Raw genomic sequence first — 17,075 nt, 5'->3', positions numbered from 1 at the left:
CGCTCCTCGCCCACACGCCGACCGCGCTCCGCGCCCGACGTGTGGGCTTCGGCGTACCGGAACCCTCCAGGCGCGCCCCCTCGACGGCCGGACCCACGAAACACCCGTGCCGCACAGACCTTGAACTGCTGCTGACCGGTCGGTGGCCCGCGCCCCGTGCTGTCACTCCCGATCAGCCCTCCGCGCCCGTCCGGTCGACGCGCCGACCGCACTGACGCTCCCCGCTCGCCTCGGTCGTGGGGCGCCCTCCCGGCCCCGCGTTCGGCGGGGTCAGCGGAGTTCCTGGCCGGCTTCGGCCGCCGGCAGTACCAGGCGGAAGGTGCAGCCGCGGCCGGGAGCCGTGTCGAGTTCGAGGCGGCCGCCGTGCCCCTCGGCGATGGTCGCGGCGATGGCCAGGCCGAGGCCGCTGCCGCCGTGGAGGCGGGAACGGGCGGGGTCGGCGCGGTAGAAGCGCTCGAAGACCAGCTCGGCGTCGACGGGTTCGAGGCCCGGTCCCTCGTCCGCGACCTCGATCACGCTGATCGGCAGGCTCTCCGGCAGGGGCGGTGAGACGGCGGTGCGTCCGGGCAGGTCCGTGCCGCCGCTGCCGGGACCCGCCTCGGTCGTGCCGACTCGCACGTGGACGCGGGTGCCGGGCGGGGTGTGGACGCGGGCGTTGGAGAGCAGGTTCTCGAGGATCTGACGCAACCGGTGCGGGTCGCCGACGGTCTCCGCGATGTCGAGCTCCTCGGCTCCGGTGGGATCGGCCGGGGTGTGCAGCGGGCCGAGGTCGACGGGGTGGGACCCGCTGTGGGCGACGGTCGCGGTGACGGCGTCCGCCGCCAGGGACAGCAGGTCGACCCGCTCTCTCCGGTAGGAGGGCTCCTTGTCCAGGGTGGCGAGCAGTTGGAGGTCGTCGACGAGCAGGCTCATGCGTTCCGCGTTCTGCACGATGAACCGGTTGGCCTCCCGCAGCTCCCGCGCCGGGCGTCGCTCAGGGCGCAGGGCGAGTTGGGCGTAGCCCTGGATGACGGTGAGCGGGGTGCGCAGTTCGTGCCCCGCGTCGGCGACGAACCGCCGCAGCCGGGCCTCGGACGCCTCACGGGCCAGCAGCGCCTTCTGGAGGCGGTCGAGCATGGAGTTGAGGACCCGGCCGAGGCGTCCGATCTCGGTGCGCGGATCGGTGTCGGGCAACCTCGGGTCGAGCCGGCCCTCGGTGATGTCCTGGGCGGTGCGTTCCATTCTGGTCAGGGGCAGCAGGCCCAGCCGGACCACCCACCGGCCCAGGGCCACCAGGGCGACGATCGTGACGGCGAGCAGGACCGCGTTCAGCCAGAGGATCTTCGAGGCGGCGCCGTCGACGGTGTCGAGCGGCAGGGTGACCACCGCGTTCATGCCCCCGGGGCCGGGGTTGAGCATCACTCGCCAGCGGCCGTCACCGTCGGCGGCGGGCACGGTCTCCGGATGCCCGTCCCGCAGACCGAGGTCCCGCACGTCATCGGTCAACCGGGGTCCTGACGTCGTTTCGGAGCCGAGCGAGCCGTTCAGGAGATGCCCGGAGGCGTCGTAGAAGTAGACATGGAAGTCCGAGGGCAGTATGTCCGGTTGTTCCGCCGGCGTCGGCAGTTTCCCGTCGAGGGCGTCGTAGAAGGCCGGCGCCGGCGGGTGGAACTCGACGAGCTGCTCGTCGACGCGGTCGAGCAGCCAGGAACGGATCACCACGTAGCCGAGGGCCTGGGAGGCCAGGACGGCCGCGGTGGCGAGGACGGTGACGCCGAGGACGAGGCGTCGCCTCAGCGATCCGGGCGGCCGGGGCAGGAAACGGGTCACTGCTCCGGCGTCCCTCCGTGGTCGCGGGAGAGACGGAGGCTGTAGCCGACCCCGCGCACCGTCTGGATGAGCGGCGGATCGAAGCGGTCGATCTTCTTGCGCAGGTAGCGGACGTAGGTCTCGATGATCCGGACGTCGCCCGCGAAGTCGTAGCTCCAGACGTGGTCGAGGATCTGGATCTTGCTCACCACCTGTCCGGCGTTCGCCAGGAGGTAGGCCAGGAGTTTGAACTCGGTGGGTGACAGCGCGATGTACTCCCCCGCGCGGTGCACCTCGTGGGCGCCCTCGTCGAGTTCCAGGTCGGCGTAGCCCAGGACGCTCGGCGTCACCCGCGCCGTGACGGCCGGAGCCGTTCGGCGCAGGATGGCCTCGATGCGCAGCAGGACCTCCTCGATGTTGAACGGTTTGGAGACGTAGTCGTCTCCGCCCGCGCGCAGTCCGCTGACGCGGTCGTGGGTGCCGGTGCGGGCGGTGAGGAACAGGATCGGGCAGTCGTTCCCCGCCGCCCGCAACCTGCGGGTCACCTCGAAGCCGTCCAGGTCGGGCAGCATCACGTCGAGCAGCACCAGGTGCGGCTCCAGGCGTTCGACCTCCAGGAGAGCCGACTGCCCGGTGTCGGTGCTGCTCACCTCGTATCCGGTCAGGCGGAGCGTCGCCTCCAGCAGCGTACGGATGCTGGGCTCGTCCTCGACCACGAGGAGCCGATGTCCCGGCCTCGCCGCTGGGGGCCTGTCGGTCATGACGTCCGCGGATCCGTTCTGCCGTCTGGTGTCTGGTGTCTGGCGGTGCTCGCTCCGGCCCGGGTTACTCGGCGGCGCAGTCGTAGAGCACGCTCGCTCCCCCGAATCCCATCACACCGCCGCTGTCCGACTCGGAGGACGTGCCGCCGTAGGACGACGCCGGAACCTTCGCGCAGTTGTCGGCGATCCAGTCGGAGCGCTGCTCGGCGTATCCGCCGGACATGCCGCCCGGCCCGCCGCCGTTGGTGCCGGAACCCAGGACGAAGCGGAGTTCGCCGTTGCCGGTCCACGCCTTCAGCTGGGCCACGGACGGCGCGTTGTCGCTGTTCGTGAAGCCGCCCATGCCGATGACGTTCTCGTCGGTGCCCAGGATGAAAGCACTGGCGGACAGGGCGCCGCCCTCGACGGCGAGCTTGATGCGCGCGTCGGGTGCGTGTTTGACGGCGTACTGGAGGATCTTGCGCTGGTCGGCGGTGAGTTCCCCGCCACCGCTGGGACCGCCTCGCCCGCCCGGGGCACTTCCCGAGCCGGCACCGGGCATGCCGCCCGCTCCCGCCGTGGGCATGCCGGAAGGCATCCCTGACGGCATCCCTGACGGCATTCCGGACGGCATTCCGCCGGACGAGGGTGCACCGGACCCGTTCGAGGAGCCGCCCGCGCCGGGCAGCCCCGGCATGTTCGACGGCATCCCGGACGGCATGCCCGACGGAAGACCTCCGCCGTTCCCGGCCTGCCTGGGCATGCCGCCGCCTCCGCCGAAGCCGAGCGTCGTCGGGCCGGCCGTCGGGTTGGAGCCGCCCATGCCGGTGGAGGCGGGCACGGTCAGCGCCCAGGCTCCCGGGGCCACCAGGACCGAGGCCACCGCCGCGCCCACGGCAGCCGTGAGCAACCGGGCGTTGCGTCGTGCCAGCACCAGCAGGACGACGGCGGCGCAGCCGACGAGCAGCACCGGCCACACCAGCCAGCCGTTCCAGTCGGGTGTACGACGGACCAGCACCACTGCCCAGACCACGCTCACCACGACCCCGGCCGCGCCGGCCAGTGGCGCCCAGCGGAGACCCGCACGGTGCAGGCGGACCAGGCCGGCCGTCAGCCCGCCGCACAGGGCGGCGATGGCCGGGGCGAGTTGGGTGGTGTAGTAGGGGTGGAAGATGCCTTTCTGGGTCGAGTACACGGCCGCGCAGACCACCAGCCAGGTTCCCCACAGCAGCCAGCCGGCGGCCGGCAGCGGGACGGAGGCGGGCAGCTTCCCGCGTCGGTGCAGCACCGCCACGACGACCGCGACGGCCAGAGCCAGCCCGCAGAGGGGCAGCAGCCAGCTGATCTGACCGCCCACCTGCGTGTCGAACATCCGGGTCGGGCCGGACTCGCCGCCGAACCCGCCGGCGAACCCTCCGCCACCGCCTCCGCCCCCCATTCCCTGGGGTGCTCCGTCACTGGAGCCGAAGACCCGACCGAGTCCGTTGTAGCCGATCACGAGGTCCCAGGCCGAGCCGTCCGTGCTGCCTCCGATGTAGGGGCGGTCGCCCGGCCACAGGGCGACCATGGCGACCCACCACAGGGAGGACGCCGCCAGGATGGCGCCCGCGCCCAGCAGCCGCCGCACTCGCGGTATCCAGGCGCCGCTTCCTCCCACGAGCCAGGCGACGGCGAACGCGGGGACGACCATCCAGGCGGCGAGCATTTTGGTGGTGAACCCGCACCCGATCAGGAAGCCGCTCGCGCACAGCCACCAGGTCGCGGACCTGCCCTCGGCCCGCAGCGCGCGGGTGAGCGCGTACGCCGCCGACACCAGCAGCAGGACCAGCAGCGTGTCCGGGTTGTTGTCCCGGTTGATGGCCACCGTGATGGGCGTGAGGGTGAGTACCAGGGCGGCGACCAGCGCCGCGCCCTCCCCCGCCCAACGGCGCACGGTGCGGTGCAGCACCAGCACCGCGGCCACTCCTTCGAGCATCTGCGGCAGGATCAGGGCCCACCCGTGCATCCCGAAGATCTTGCTGCTGATCACCTGCGGCCACAGGGCGGCGGGCGGCTTGTCGACCGTGACGACGCCGACCGGGTCGAAGGAACCGAAGAGGAAGTTGGTCCAGTTCCTCCCCATCGACTTCACGGCCGCCGAGTAGTAGCTGTTGCCCCATCCGAGGGACCCCAGCGCCCATCCGTACAGGACCGCCGCGAGCACCATGACGGCGCCGAGTGCGGCGGGTGCCGCCCAGGCGGGCAGCGAGCGGACGGACGTACGCCTCCCGGTGTGCTCCGAGGCCGCCGGGACTGACGTGATGTGCGCGTAGTTGCTCATGTCTGGATTCGCTCTCATCAGCGGGTACGGCTGCGGGGGCCGGCGAAGACGGCCAGCCGCAGGGTGGCGAAGCGCACGCCGGTGACGGCGACGGACGCCGCGGCGAGGACCGCGGTCTCGGCGGCCGGTGAGGCGCCGGGGTCGAGCCACTTGAACCACAGCACCGCGCCGGAGGTGACCAGGTAGCCGAGGACGAACAGGCCGCCGGCACCGAGGTGGGCGCGGGCGGGCGCGGTGGAGGAGTGGCGGAAGGTGAGACGCCGGTTCGCCTCGGTGTTGAGGACGGTGAGGACGAACAGCGAGACCAGGTTGGCGACGGCGGGAGTCCACCAGCCGCGCGCCAGCCAGTACAGGAGGGCCTGCCCGACCGTGGAGACGAGGCCGATCGCGATGAAGCAGCCGACTTCCCACGACAGCACGCCACGTCCCGTCGCGGGTGCGAGGACGGCGTCGGGGTGCTCGGCGGACGGTGCGGGGCGCGGCCGGATGTCGACGCGGGCACCGCCGGAGGCCTTGAGGCGCGCCATGCGCCACAGGCCCCGCAGGTCGTCCGTGGCGGTGCTCACCACGTCCACCCGGGTGTCGACGTCCTCGACCCAGTCGACCGGCACCTCGTGGACGCGCAGTCCGTTGTGCTCGGCGAGCAGGAGCAGCTCGGTGTCGAAGAACCAGGCGTCGTCGCGGGTCACCTCCAGCAGCGGCCGGAGCACCTCCGTACGGGCCGCCTTGAATCCGCACTGGGCGTCGCTGAAGCGGACTCCGTGGGTGAGCCGGATGATGCCGTTGTAGCAGCGGGAGACGAACTCTCGGCGCGGCCCGCGCACCGTACGCGCGCCGGGTGCCAGCCGGGAGCCAATGGCGAGGTCGGAGTGGCCGCTGGCCAGCGGGGCGACCAGCGGGAGCAGTCCGTCGAGGCCGGTGGACAGGTCGACGTCCATGTAGGCCACGATGTCCGCGTCACTGGCGCCCCAGACGGTGCGCAGGGCCAGCCCGCGCCCCTTCCGGTCCAGGTGGACGACGCCCACTCCGGGCAGTTCGTCGGCGAGGCGGCGGGCGGTGGCGAGGGTGTCGTCGGTGCTGGCGTTGTCGGCGACCGTGATCCGCCAGGGGAAGGGGAACCCCTCGGACAGTCGCGCGTGGAGGGTGTGCAGGCACCCGGGGAGGGCGCGTTCCTCGTTGTAGACCGGTACGACGATGTCCACCGTGGCGGTACCGGCGTCCGGGAGACGGGCTCGGTCGACGGGCTGGAACGGTGCCGGCCGCTCGGTGCGGGCGGCGGTTTCGGCGAGGTGGGGGGTGGGAGTCATGGCTTCCTCAGGCATGAGGGGACGGCAGACTGCGGCTCACAGGCCCTGGTCCAGGGCCGCGGACCTCACTGTTGCCGTGCCGCCTGTGGGGGCAGGGGGAGAACACCGAGAACTGACGGGGAGTCAGATCTATGGCCGAAAGCGCTCCCACGCCTCACTGCGGGCCCGGCCGCATCACGGCGTCGCGCAGTTCACCGACGCCTTTGATCACGCTGATCACCCGCGTCCCCGACCGAGGGGACACCTCGCGTTCACGGCCGTTTTCCGTTCCGGCCGGTGTTCCGGTCGTGATCAGATCGCCGGGGAGCAGGGTGACGGTGCTGCTGACGTGCGCGACGACGGTGGCGACGTCGAAGATCGGTTCCGCGGTGTGCGCCTTCTGCGTGACGCGCCCGCCGACGAGACAGTTCATCGTCAGGCCGCGAGCGCCGATCGGCGCGTCGTCGGTGGTGATCAGGACGGGTGGCGCCGCTTCGGCCCCGAGCGGCCGGATCGGGTCTTCTCTGTGGCGGACATGCATCGTTACGGAGGGTGAAGGAGGATCGCGCCACCACCGAAGTCAGCCTGAGGCGCAGGTGGAAAACTGGGTATGAGGTTTGTCCGGGCCGAACGAGAGTCGGAGGACGTAGTGGACTGGGGACGGTTCGCACAGCAGATGGCGTCGATGGCGCGGGATCTGCTGGCACAGGAGTCGGTCAATGCCACACTCCAGCGGATCACCAAATCGGCCACCGAGCTGGTGGACGGCTGCGACGCGGCCGGCATCCTGGTGCTCCAGGGAAACCAGGTCGAGACACTCGCCCCGACCGACCAGCTGGTCATCGACAGCGATCAGCTGCAGGAGCGGTTGAGCGAGGGGCCGTGCTTCGACGCGGCCCGCACCTCCCAGGGAGAGCGGGTCTTCCGCATCGCCGACGTCACCGACGAGCAGTCGCGCTGGCCCGCCTACGCCCCGCAGGCCCAGGCGCTCGGAGTGGGCAGCATGATGGGCTTTCTGCTGTTCACCGACGACGAAGACCTTGGCGCGCTGAACCTCTACTCCCGCAGACCCGGTGCCTTCACCGAGGCCAGCGAGCTGGCCGGGTGGCTGCTGGCCTCCCACGCGGCGGTCGCCTTCTCCAGCGCCCGCACCCATGCCCAGATGGAACGGGCCGTCGCCACCCGCCATGTCATCGGCGAGGCGATGGGCATCCTCATGGGCCGCCACCACATCACCGAGGAGCAGGCCTTCGACGTGCTGCGCCGCTACTCCCAGCAGAACAACACCAAGCTCCGTGAGGTCGCCCGGCGGGTCTGCGAGCAGGGCGGTCTTCCGTGATCCGAGGGGCGGACGGCTCCCCCGGCACCATGTCCGAACCAGAGGAACCTGAGCAGGCTCAGCCCCATGGGACGCCGAACCTGGCCTGTGAACCAAGTCCCCCGTCCTGTCCCTTCCACACACCCGGGTTCCTGGTCGGGCAGGGGCGCGGGGCCCCGGCCCTCGATACGCGACGTGCGTTCTCGCCGGTCAGCGGCACAGGGTGATCATGCCGACCTTGTCTCCGTGCTCGCCCGTCACCGTGCGCGGAGCCGGGACACGACACCGCGCCCGTGCGGTCACGCGCCCGCGGCCTCGCCGTCCCCATGGCGGACCGGGCAGCCGTCGGTGTGGGGCGCGGGGGGGAAGCCGGAGGAGGCGGTGGCCGGCGTGGCACCGGTGTGGGCGTCCGAGGCCGGGGTGAAGGCGACGTCCAGGCGGGTGAGGCCGCGGAAGTTGAGGCTGCGCTGCCATCGCGGTGGCTCGGTGCCGTCGAGCCGCAGGTCGGGAAGGCGGGTGAGGAGCGCCTCCAGGACGATCGCACCCTCCAGCCGGGCCAGCGCCGCGCCGAGACAGAAGTGCGGACCGTGTCCGAACGACATGTGCCGGCCGCCGGAACCGGCCCGCTCGAAGTCCAGCACATGGGGATCGGGGAAGACGGCCGGATCCCGGTTGGCGGCGCCGCCCACCAGGAGGACCGTCTGCCCCTCGGCGATCTTGCGGCCCGCCAGGTCCAGATCGTGCCGCGCCCGGCGCAGCATCAGCTGTACCGGGGCGTCGTAGCGCAGGAGTTCCTCGACCGCGGCGGGCATCAGCTCGGGCCTGCGGCGCAGTTGGTCGGCCGCGTCCGGGTGGCGGAGCAGGGCGAGGGTGGCGTTGCCGATGAAGTGGGTGGTGGTCTCGTGGCCCGCGATCAGCAACAGCGCGCAGTTGGCGAGGAGTTCGTCGAGGTCCTGGTCGGTGTCCCCGGCCTGCGCGGTCACCATCGCGCGCAGGGTGTCGGGGGCCGGCGGGGTGTCCTGGCGCGTGAGGAGCTCACGGAGGTACGCGAGCATGTCCGCCATGCTCTGCGAGGCCTCACGGTTGCGGTCCTCGTCGAGCCGGGAGTTGCCGATGGCCTCGGCGACCGGCTCGGACCAGGCGGCGACAGCGGCGCGGTCCTCCTCCGGCACGTCGAGGAGGTCGCAGATGATGGTGAGCGGCAGGGGGCGGGCGAGGTCCGCGACGATGTCCATCCGGCCGGTCGGCGCCGCCCCGGCGATGATCCGGTCGACGGCTTCGACGATCCGGGCACGCAGTACGGCCACCGCGCGCGGGGCGAACGCCTTGCTGATCAGGGCCCGGAGCCGGGGATGGTCGGGGGCGTCGTTGTAGAGCATCTGGCGGCTCAGGACCCGGGCCAGCGGCCGGAGTTCCTCCGGGACGGCCTCGATGTCGGGGTAGCGCACCGAGGACAGTCCCGGGGCGTTCGCGGCGCTGCTGACGACTGCGTGCCCGGTCGCGATCCAGGCACCCGTGCGGCGGTCCCAGAAGAGGTCGTCGGCGCTCCGGAGTTCTTCGTAGAAGTCGTAGAGACGCTCTTGGACCTTGGGCCGAAAGGCCGACAGAAGTGAGGAAGGGGTGCTCATCGGCCCATCCTTTCAGCCCTGTTGGACCGGAGATCACCGCGCGTCAGACCGTCGCCGTCGACCCGATGTGGACCACGCGCGCCCAGTCGGGCGGCGCGTCCGGCACATACTCGTCGTCGCCCTCGCTCTCGCCCCATGGCCGGACCGTGCGCTGCCGGGGAAACAGACCCACCACCGTCCGGCACGGCGGCCGGGTGTCCGGCCAGGGTGTCTGGCCGTCGGTCAGGACCACGACGACATCGGGACGCGGGGTCGCCCGCAGCGCCTTGGCGAAGCCGGTGCGCAGGTCCGTACCCCCGCCGCCCGTCAGGGGAATCCCCTCGGCCCGGCACAGCGTGTGCACCATGTGGGCCGCCGCGTCGCACGGCACTACGGTGACCAGGTCGCGTCGGCCGCCCACGGCACGGGAGATCGCCGTGACCTCCAGGAGGGCGCTGCCGAGTTCGGCGTCGCTGACCGACCCGGAGGTGTCGATGACCACGGAGACCCGGGGTGGCCGGCGCCGCAGGCTCGGCAGGACGACGCCGGGCAGAGCGGTCGAGCGGCGAGCGGGCCGGCCGTAGGTGTAGTCCTCGCCCACACCGCTGCCGGAGGCCGCCGAGCGGACCGCCGCGCCCAGCAACTCCCGCCATGGCAACGGTGGATGGAACGCCTCCTCCGCCCATCTCCGCCACCCCTTCGGGGCATCCCCGGGGCGGCCGTTGATGCCCTGCGCGACCCGGAACCGGACCGCGTCGCGTTCCTGCTCGCTCAGGCCGTGCGCGCCGTCCGGTCCCCGGTCCCATGCCCGTCCCAGTCCGTCGGCGCCGCTGCCGCAGTCCAGCCAGGACAGGTTCAGCGTGTTCGGCCCGAGTCGGAACCGGCGCAGGTACTCCTCCATGAGCTCGCCCGTCGGAAGCCCCAACGAGTCCGGCTCGACAGCTCCTTCGGGGCACACGAGCCCGTCGCCGAACACGTCGTCGTTGATCTCGCAGTCCGCGGCGATGTTCATCCGCAACCGCTCTCCCGGGCCGCTCAGCCCGTGCTCCCGGGCGAAGCGGTCGCTGCGCCCGTGGTGGTCGCGCAGCAGATGGGACACCTCGTGCACCCACACTCCGGCCAGTTCCTCAACCGGGGTGCGGTCTACGAACGAGGGTGAGACGTAGCACCGCCAGTGCCGGTCGACGGCCATCGTCGGCACCTGGTGCGACTCGACGGGGTGCAGGGCGAACAGTGCCGTGGCCAGGTACGGGCGGGCCCTTACGGCGTGCAGCCGGGCGGCGAAGAGCTTGTCGAGGTCGAGGGACCCCGGCGCGTCGGCGTTCATCGGCCGCGCCTCGTTCCCGCCCCGGCCTCCACCCCTGCCCGGGCCGCCACACGGTCCGCCGCCCGGTCCGCCCGCCGGGACAGGGACACCACTCCGGCGAGTCTCTCGATCTCCGCCGGCACGTCCCAGTCCTCCTGACGCAGCGAGGCCAGCGTGGTCGCCGGGACGACCACCAGGTCCGGGGCCCCGGTCTCCAGCGCCCGCACCAGCAGCGCCCACGCCGCGTCCCAGCGGGCCTTCTCCGGGCGCCCCCGGACCGCCGCCACCACACCGTCCAGCACTGCCTGGCGCAGATCGCCCCGTTCCGGCAGTGCGGCACTCGCCGGGTCGGCGAGCAGCGACTCGGGGTCCGGAAGGTCCATCCGGTCCAGGCTCGCCAGCAGTTCCAGCCCCGGACCGTCCCCGACGGCGCCCCGCACCAGCAGCGAGAGGACCTCCCGGGAGGAACCGGCGGCCGTCGCGAAGGCGATCAGGCTCAGGGTCATGTCCCAGCTACGGGGTGACGGCCAGGCGCCGCCCCGGCGCGTCTCGCTGCTCGGCAGCAGGTGCACGAGCTTGGGACGGGCGTCGAGGAGCCCGCACACCGCGCGGCGGGCGAAGTCCACGGCCTCCGGCAGCTTTTCGGGGGCGAGCCGTGGCAGGGTGGCCCGGGGCCAGGTCCCACCGAGGCCGCGTACGACGACCTCGTGGTCGTGGGTCCACTGGAGATGGACGAACCGGTTGGCCAGCGGCGGGCTCAGCTCCCAGCCGTCGGCGGCCGAGGACCGGGGGTTGGCGGCGGCCACGATCCGTACGCCGGGCGGCAGTTGGAGGGCGCCGATCCGCCGCTCCAGGACCAGCCGGAGCAGGGCGGCCTGAACGGCCGGCGGGGCGGTGGACAGTTCGTCGAGGAACAGCAGCCCCCGGCCGGCCCGTACGAGTCGCACCGCCCAGTCCGGCGGGGCCATCGGGACGCCGTGCGTCGCAGGGTCGTCGCCGATGACGGGCAGTCCGGAGAAGTCGGACGGCTCGTGGACACTCGCGATGACCGTGGTGAGGGGAAGGTCGAGGGCCGAGGCCAGTTGTGTCAGGGCCGCGGTCTTGCCGATCCCCGGCTCACCCCACAGGAGCACGGGCAGGTCGGCGGCCACGGCCAGTGTCAGGGCCTCCAGCTGGGTGTCGGGGCGGGGTTCGGTGGTGGTGTCGCGCAGCAGGGTCAACAACTGCGCGGCGACGTCGAGTTGGGGGGTGCGGGGTGGGGCTGTGGGGGTCTTCGGGGCGAGGGCCTCAGGGGCCGGGGGCTCGGCGGGAGTCTGGGTCTCGGGGGTGGCGAAGGAGATGCCAGTGGACATGTTTGATCACCTTTGGGTTCGTCAGAAATGGGTGCGGGGGCGTCCCCCGGTTCAGCGGAAGGTCGCCTGGCGCGGGCGGGAGCGGCGGTCGCGGGTACGGCCGCCGTCCGCGCGGTAGCCATCGAATCCGGGACCGGGGCCGGGGCCGATCAGGCCCGCCCTGAACAGGCCGTAGGTGACGCGTCGCTCGGCGGCACTTTGCAGTTCGTCGCGCAGGGCGCCGCCGCGCAGCACCGCGTCGGGGCCCAGCAGGCCCTCCACGACGGCGAGCGCACCGGCGATGTCGCCGTGGTCCAGCGCTCACGGACACCGGTGAGGCAGTCCGGGTGGCGGTGGGCCTCGTCGATGGCTTGCAGACAGGGCAGTGGCGTACCGGTCAGCTCGGCCAGGAGTTCCTCCCGGCGGATCTCGGCCGGGTCGTGGTCCAGCGGCGCGAGCACCCCGTCGACCAGGCCGATCCGGTGCCGGGCGCCCCGGCACTCCACGAGGCGCGGTTCACCTGCCCGGTCCGGGTTCCGGGGTGGACCGGCCGGCGGACGGTCCGGTTCGAGTGCCGAGGCGACCAGCGGATGCAGCCGGTCCAGCTCGATCGCGCCGGTACGGATGAGTTCCAGGTCGGGCAGCACCCAGGTCGCCGCGTCGGGGAGCACCGGCAGGGCGGAGGCCCCGCCGCCCGCGGGCGCCTGCGTGATCCGCAGCACGGACGGCCCGCTGCCGTCCGGGGCGACGCCGAGATCCAGGAGCAGCCGCTGCCGGGCCCCGAGCCGCACGGTGACGGTGTCTGCGCTGGTGCCGGGGCCGGCACCCATTCCAATCCCGGAGCCGAAGCCCGCGTCAGGGTCGGGGCCAGGTCCGCCGCCGGCGCCCATGCCGAAGCCGAAGCCGGGACCAGAGCTGATGCCCCCTCCACTGCCGGGGCCGGGGCCGGATCCGGAGCCAGAGTCCGCGCCGGGACCGGAACCGGAGTCAGGGCTCGCGCCGAAGCCAATTCCGGAGCCCGCGACGGAGTCGAATCCGGAGCCGGTGTTGGCGCCCGTCCCAATGCCGGAGCCGGAGCCCGTGCCAGAGCCGGAGCCAGAGCCAGAGCCAATGCCGGTGCCGGTGCCGGTGCCGGTGCCGGTGCCGGAGCCGAGGCCGAAGCCCGTGCCAGAGCCAGAGCCGGTGCCCGTGCCGAGGCCGGTTCTGGAGCCCACGACGGAACCGGAAACGGTGCCGGTGCCGGCACTGGCACCGGTGGACCAGCCGTCGGCGTCCAGCAGTAGCCGTGCCTCGGCAGCCCACCGATCCACGGCGCAGCGACGCCCCGGGGCAATCGGGCCAGGAGATCCGGGGGCGGCGGCTCCGGACGGTCACCGCCGGGCGGCCGGTCCGCGCCGGAGCGAGTCCGCAGCTCATCGGTTCTGCGCGCGTCCCACAGGTGGCGGTGCAGATCGAGCCGGAAGCGCCGGTTGGGGTGCGGGTGCGCGGCACGGCGGGCGCCCGTGTCCGCGTGGGACCCGTCCCACAGCGTGAGGCTGATCCGCTGGCCGGCATCGGCCCAGGCCGGCGCGGTGCGGACCACGAGGTGCAGCGGGTGGGAGCCGGCCCTCCCGGGGGCGTCGTACCGGGCCAGACCGATCGTCAGCCCCGGGCGCAGCAGCCCGTCGGGGGCGATCCTCGGCAGGTGCCAGCGCAACAGGTCGGGCGCCAAGTGGCGTAGATCCGCGCGGAGTTGAGCGGCGAGTTCCTGGCCATGGACGCGTGCCACGGACCGCAGGTTCAGGTCCACGTCGACGCCTGCGGCGGCACACGCGCCCGCCCAGTCCCCGGCGAGGCGGCGGGCCGTCGCGGTCGAGATCATGGACGGCGGCACGGCGAACTCCCGTACACGCGGCCAAAAAGAGAGGGAGGTGTCCCCGTACGCGTTCCCAGTGAGCATCAGCACTCACCTTGCGCGGACGGGACCCCCGATCTGTGAACGGAGTCGGTAGTCATCGTCCGAGACGGTAACGCTCCCCTCCCTCACCCGCCACCTGTTTTCAGCGTGAGGCGTGAGGCACGAGGCACGACAAAACGGAACAAATCGATTTCGCTACAAGTTCCGAAATTATTCGTGACGGGTCCGCCACTCGGCCGAAATACCTCACTCGTAGCTTTCTCACCATCAGCCTCACAGGCGACATCGCACCCATGGGGTCCATCGGACCAAAAATGCTGCTTTCTCCCAGAATCCCTGCACAGGAGCCCCGAGTGTCCAACCCCTCCCGACGCGGCGCCCTCAAGCTGACCGCAGGCATAGCCCTCACCGGCGCTTTCGCCCTCACGGGCTGTGGACGCAGCGACAACACCGCCGCCGCGACAGCCACCGCCGCGCCTGTCGACACCTCGCCGGCCACCGGCACCGTCACCGTCTGGGCCGCCCAGGGCGATGCCGATGTGCTCGACAAGGTCATCAAGCCCTTCAAGGCCGCGAACCCCGACGTCACCGTGAAGGTGACGCTGATCCCGAACGGCGAGTACTACACCAAGCTCCAGTCGGCGATCGCGGCGGGCAAGGGGCCCGATCTCGCCCAGTTCTTCCCCGAGTCGCAGTCGCAGTTCCTCAACCCGTCGATCCTGCGGCCCGTCCCGGACGGCCTCGTCGACAAGGCGGGCTTCTTCGAGAGCCTCTGGGCCGCAGGCGTGGCCGGAAACGTCGCCTACACCGTGCCCTGGTACGCGTACACCTACGCGCTCGTCTACCGCGCCGACCTCGCGAAGAAGGCAGGCGTGAAGGCGCCGGCCAAGTGGGACGAGACGGTGCCGTTCCTCAAGGCGCTCCAGGGTGCCGGCGCCGAGCGAGGCCTCGGAGCCGACATCGGCTGGGACATCTTCAACGGTCAGGACGTCGCGATGTACGCCTGGCAGGCCGGAGGTTCGCTGCTCTCCTCCGACGGGAAATGGACCCTCGACACCCCGGCGATGGTCGACGCCCTCCAGTACAACGCGTCGTTCTTCACCTCCGGCACTGCCGACACCGCCGGGCCCACCTTCCTCGACGCGCAGCCGTACTTCGTGTCCGGCAGGACCGCCATGATGATCACGGGTCCATGGGTGATCGGACAGCTCGACGCCGCCGCGAAGAAGGACGGCTGGACGGCCACCCATGTCGCCACGGCCCCGCTGCCCGCCGGAGCATCGGGCAGCAACTCCTTCTCCGCCGGAGGCAGTTGGGGCGTCCTCGCGGGAGCCGGCAACGCGGACGCGTCATGGAAGCTCGTCCGGTATCTCACGAAGCCGAGCACACAGGTCGCGCAGTACAGGGCGTACAGCTCGCTGCCGGCCGTCATCTCCGCGTGGGACGACCCCGCCATCGCGGACCAGCCTCTCCTCGACGCCTTCCTCACCCAGCTGAAGAACACCCGGGCGTTCCCGCAGGTGAACACCTGGCAACAGGTCGCGACGCGGCTGGGCAAGGAGATGGAGGCCGTGGCCAAGGGCACGGAGACCGCCGCCAAGGCCGCCGCGAACGTCCAGTCGTACGCCGACAGTCTCGGCACGGGGGCGAAGTGAGCCGCGGATGACCACGACCATCAGCCCGGGAGCGCCGCGCCGGACGCGCCGCTCCCGGGGTTCCGGAAACTCGCGGAGCGCGCGCCGAACCGCCGTCGCCTGGCTGTTCCTCGCCCCGTTCGCCGTCGTGTTCCTGCTCTACACGGCGATCCCCACCGTCGCCGCGCTCGGGTTCAGCCTCACCGACCTGCGGGGCACGGACCTGCGGCATCCGTTCGCGGTCGACTTCACCGGCCTGGACAACTACCTCCGGCTGTTCCAGGACCAGAGCTTCCTGCGGGACATCCTCAACACCGCCCTCTTCGTGGTCGTCGGGGTGCCGCTGACCATGGGGCTCGGGTTCGCGCTGGCCGTCGTGCTGAACTCCGGTGTCCGCAGGCTGCGCGGGGTGTTCCGTACGGTCTTCTTCGCACCGGTCGTCACCAACGTGGTGGCCGTCGCCCTGATCTGGCAGTACGCCTTCAACTCCGACGGCACCGTCAACAAGGTGCTCGGCGCTGTCGGCCTCGCCGGGCCGAACTGGCTGGACGATCCGAACCTGGCGATGCCCGTCGTCATCCTGCTCGGCGTGTGGCGCAACTTCGGCACCGCGATGGTGCTGTTCCTGGCCGGTCTGCAGGCGATACCGGAGGACGTGTACGAGGCCGCCGCCCTCGACGGGGCGGGCCGGTGGCGGCAGTTGAGGCACATCACCCTGCCGCTGCTGCTGCCCACCACCCTCATGGTGTCGGTGCTGCTGACCGTCTTCTACCTCCAGGTGTTCGACGAGCCGTATCTGCTCACGAACGGCGGCCCGTTGGGCTCCACCGAGTCGATGGCGCTGTACACCTACCACCAGTTCGGCTCGGGCGAGTTCGGGGTCTCCTCGGCCGCGTCCTTTGTGATGCTGCTGCTCGTGGCCCTGGTGAGCGTCGTCCAGTTCCGACTGCTGAGGTCCCGCTCATGACCGCCCTGGCCGCCTTCGAGAGCGCCCGTACGACCACCGACCGGGCCGCCGCGTCCCGCCGGTCCCTCTCCCGGCCGCTGCTCTACGGCGCACTGGTGCTGTGCGCCCTTCTCACCCTGCTCCCGTTCGTCTGGGTGGCGAGCGGCTCGCTGCGCGGCCTCGACGAGATCCGCTCCGACCCCGGTGCCTGGCTCCCGCACCACGTCACCCTCGACAACTTCACCCGGCTGTTCCGGACCGCCGGATTCGGGCGGTTCCTCGTCAACAGCGTCGTGGTCGCGGCCCTCGTGGTGGCAGGCAACATCGTGGCCGCGTCGGCCGCCGGATACGCCCTGGCCAAGCTTGACTTCGCGGGCCGGAGGATCGCGTTCGGCGCGGTCATGGCGGCGATGATGGTGCCGTTCAGCACGGTGTTCGTCACCCAGTTCGTGCTCACCGTGGACATGGGACTCGCGGACACCCTGACCGGAATCGCCCTCCCGGGCATCGCCCTGCCACTGTCGGTCTTCATCATGCGGCAGTACGCGATGTCCATCCCGGACGAGCTGTTGGAGGCGGCCCGGATCGACGGCGCGGGCGAGTTCCGGATCTTCTTCCGGATCTTCCTGCCGCTGGCCGGCCCGGCTGTCGCGACGATCACGATCATGTCGTTCCTGTCGTCGTGGAACAACTTCATCTGGCCGCTCATCGTCGCCCAGAGCATGGACACCTACACGCTGCCGGTGGGCCTCGCCGCGACCAGCCAGGCAGCCGCGCACGTCACCGACTACGGTCTGCTGCTGGCCGGCGCGATCGTCGTGATGCTGCCGGTCCTGGTGCTCTTCCTGTTCCTCCAGCGCTACTTCGTGCAGGGCATCTCCGGATCGGGACTGCGGTGACCG

The 17,075-nt window shown here is 71.8% G+C and carries 12 protein-coding genes and 2 pseudogenes; 4 read left to right on the top strand and 10 right to left on the bottom strand.

Annotation, left to right across the window (positions count from 1 at the left end; translation table 11 throughout):
• Window positions 1-270 precede the first annotated feature (270 nt).
• The 5 genes from OHN74_RS34525 to OHN74_RS34505 form a co-directional block, all read right to left on the bottom strand.
• Window positions 271-1,809, bottom strand: coding sequence for a sensor histidine kinase (locus OHN74_RS34525; RefSeq protein ID WP_327698486.1), 1,539 nt, complete (start codon window positions 1,807-1,809; stop codon window positions 271-273).
• Complete coding sequence (locus OHN74_RS34520; RefSeq protein WP_327698485.1) at window positions 1,806-2,549, bottom strand: response regulator transcription factor; 744 nt, start codon at window positions 2,547-2,549, stop codon at window positions 1,806-1,808. Before OHN74_RS34520 ends, OHN74_RS34525 begins: the two co-directional genes overlap by 4 nt.
• Window positions 2,550-2,613: 64 nt before the next feature.
• Window positions 2,614-4,848: an ArnT family glycosyltransferase gene (locus tag OHN74_RS34515; RefSeq protein ID WP_327698484.1), complete on the bottom strand. Its 2,235-nt coding sequence runs from the start codon at window positions 4,846-4,848 to the stop codon at window positions 2,614-2,616.
• Window positions 4,849-4,865: 17 nt separating this feature from the next.
• Window positions 4,866-6,155: a glycosyltransferase gene (locus OHN74_RS34510; protein ID WP_327698483.1), complete on the bottom strand. Its 1,290-nt coding sequence runs from the start codon at window positions 6,153-6,155 to the stop codon at window positions 4,866-4,868.
• Window positions 6,156-6,309: 154 nt separating this feature from the next.
• Entirely contained in the window at window positions 6,310-6,675 is a 366-nt protein-coding gene (locus OHN74_RS34505) for a fumarylacetoacetate hydrolase family protein (RefSeq protein ID WP_327698482.1), read from the bottom strand.
• 69 nt (window positions 6,676-6,744) lie between these two features.
• Between OHN74_RS34505 and OHN74_RS34500 the strand changes: the two genes are divergently transcribed.
• A complete protein-coding gene (locus OHN74_RS34500) occupies window positions 6,745-7,473 on the top strand; it encodes a GAF and ANTAR domain-containing protein (protein WP_327698481.1) in 729 nt (242 codons plus the stop codon).
• A gap of 278 nt (window positions 7,474-7,751) precedes the next feature.
• On the opposite strand, the gene OHN74_RS34495 is transcribed toward OHN74_RS34500, so the two are convergent.
• From OHN74_RS34495 to OHN74_RS34475, 5 genes and pseudogenes are all read right to left on the bottom strand, one after another.
• Entirely contained in the window at window positions 7,752-9,080 is a 1,329-nt protein-coding gene (locus OHN74_RS34495; RefSeq protein WP_327698480.1) for a cytochrome P450, read from the bottom strand.
• 43 nt (window positions 9,081-9,123) lie between these two features.
• Window positions 9,124-10,386, bottom strand: coding sequence for a vWA domain-containing protein (locus tag OHN74_RS34490; protein ID WP_327698479.1), 1,263 nt, complete (start codon window positions 10,384-10,386; stop codon window positions 9,124-9,126).
• Window positions 10,383-11,717: an AAA family ATPase gene (locus OHN74_RS34485; protein ID WP_327698478.1), complete on the bottom strand. Its 1,335-nt coding sequence runs from the start codon at window positions 11,715-11,717 to the stop codon at window positions 10,383-10,385. The genes OHN74_RS34490 and OHN74_RS34485 overlap by 4 nt, the downstream gene beginning before the upstream one ends.
• A 51-nt stretch (window positions 11,718-11,768) precedes the next feature.
• Window positions 11,769-12,508, bottom strand: a pseudogene (locus tag OHN74_RS34480) (hypothetical protein); the annotation flags it as partial.
• 435 nt (window positions 12,509-12,943) lie between these two features.
• Window positions 12,944-13,635 (bottom strand): annotated as a pseudogene (locus OHN74_RS34475) (hypothetical protein); the annotation flags it as partial.
• Window positions 13,636-13,946: 311 nt separating this feature from the next.
• Here OHN74_RS34475 and OHN74_RS34470 point away from each other — a divergent pair.
• The 3 genes from OHN74_RS34470 to OHN74_RS34460 are packed head-to-tail and all read left to right on the top strand — an operon-like array spanning window position 13,947 to window position 17,072.
• Window positions 13,947-15,248, top strand: coding sequence for an extracellular solute-binding protein (locus tag OHN74_RS34470; protein WP_327698477.1), 1,302 nt, complete (start codon window positions 13,947-13,949; stop codon window positions 15,246-15,248).
• A gap of 7 nt (window positions 15,249-15,255) precedes the next feature.
• Entirely contained in the window at window positions 15,256-16,194 is a 939-nt protein-coding gene (locus OHN74_RS34465) for a carbohydrate ABC transporter permease (RefSeq protein ID WP_327698476.1), read from the top strand.
• A complete protein-coding gene (locus tag OHN74_RS34460; RefSeq protein WP_327698475.1) occupies window positions 16,191-17,072 on the top strand; it encodes a carbohydrate ABC transporter permease in 882 nt (293 codons plus the stop codon). The genes OHN74_RS34465 and OHN74_RS34460 overlap by 4 nt, the downstream gene beginning before the upstream one ends.
• The last annotated feature ends 3 nt before the right edge of the window (window positions 17,073-17,075 follow it).

The organism is Streptomyces sp. NBC_00459, assembly GCF_036013955.1.
Taxonomy (GTDB): Bacteria; Actinomycetota; Actinomycetes; order Streptomycetales; family Streptomycetaceae; genus Streptomyces.
Note: the sequence above shows the minus strand (reverse complement) of the source record. Positions and strands in the feature narration are given on the sequence as shown.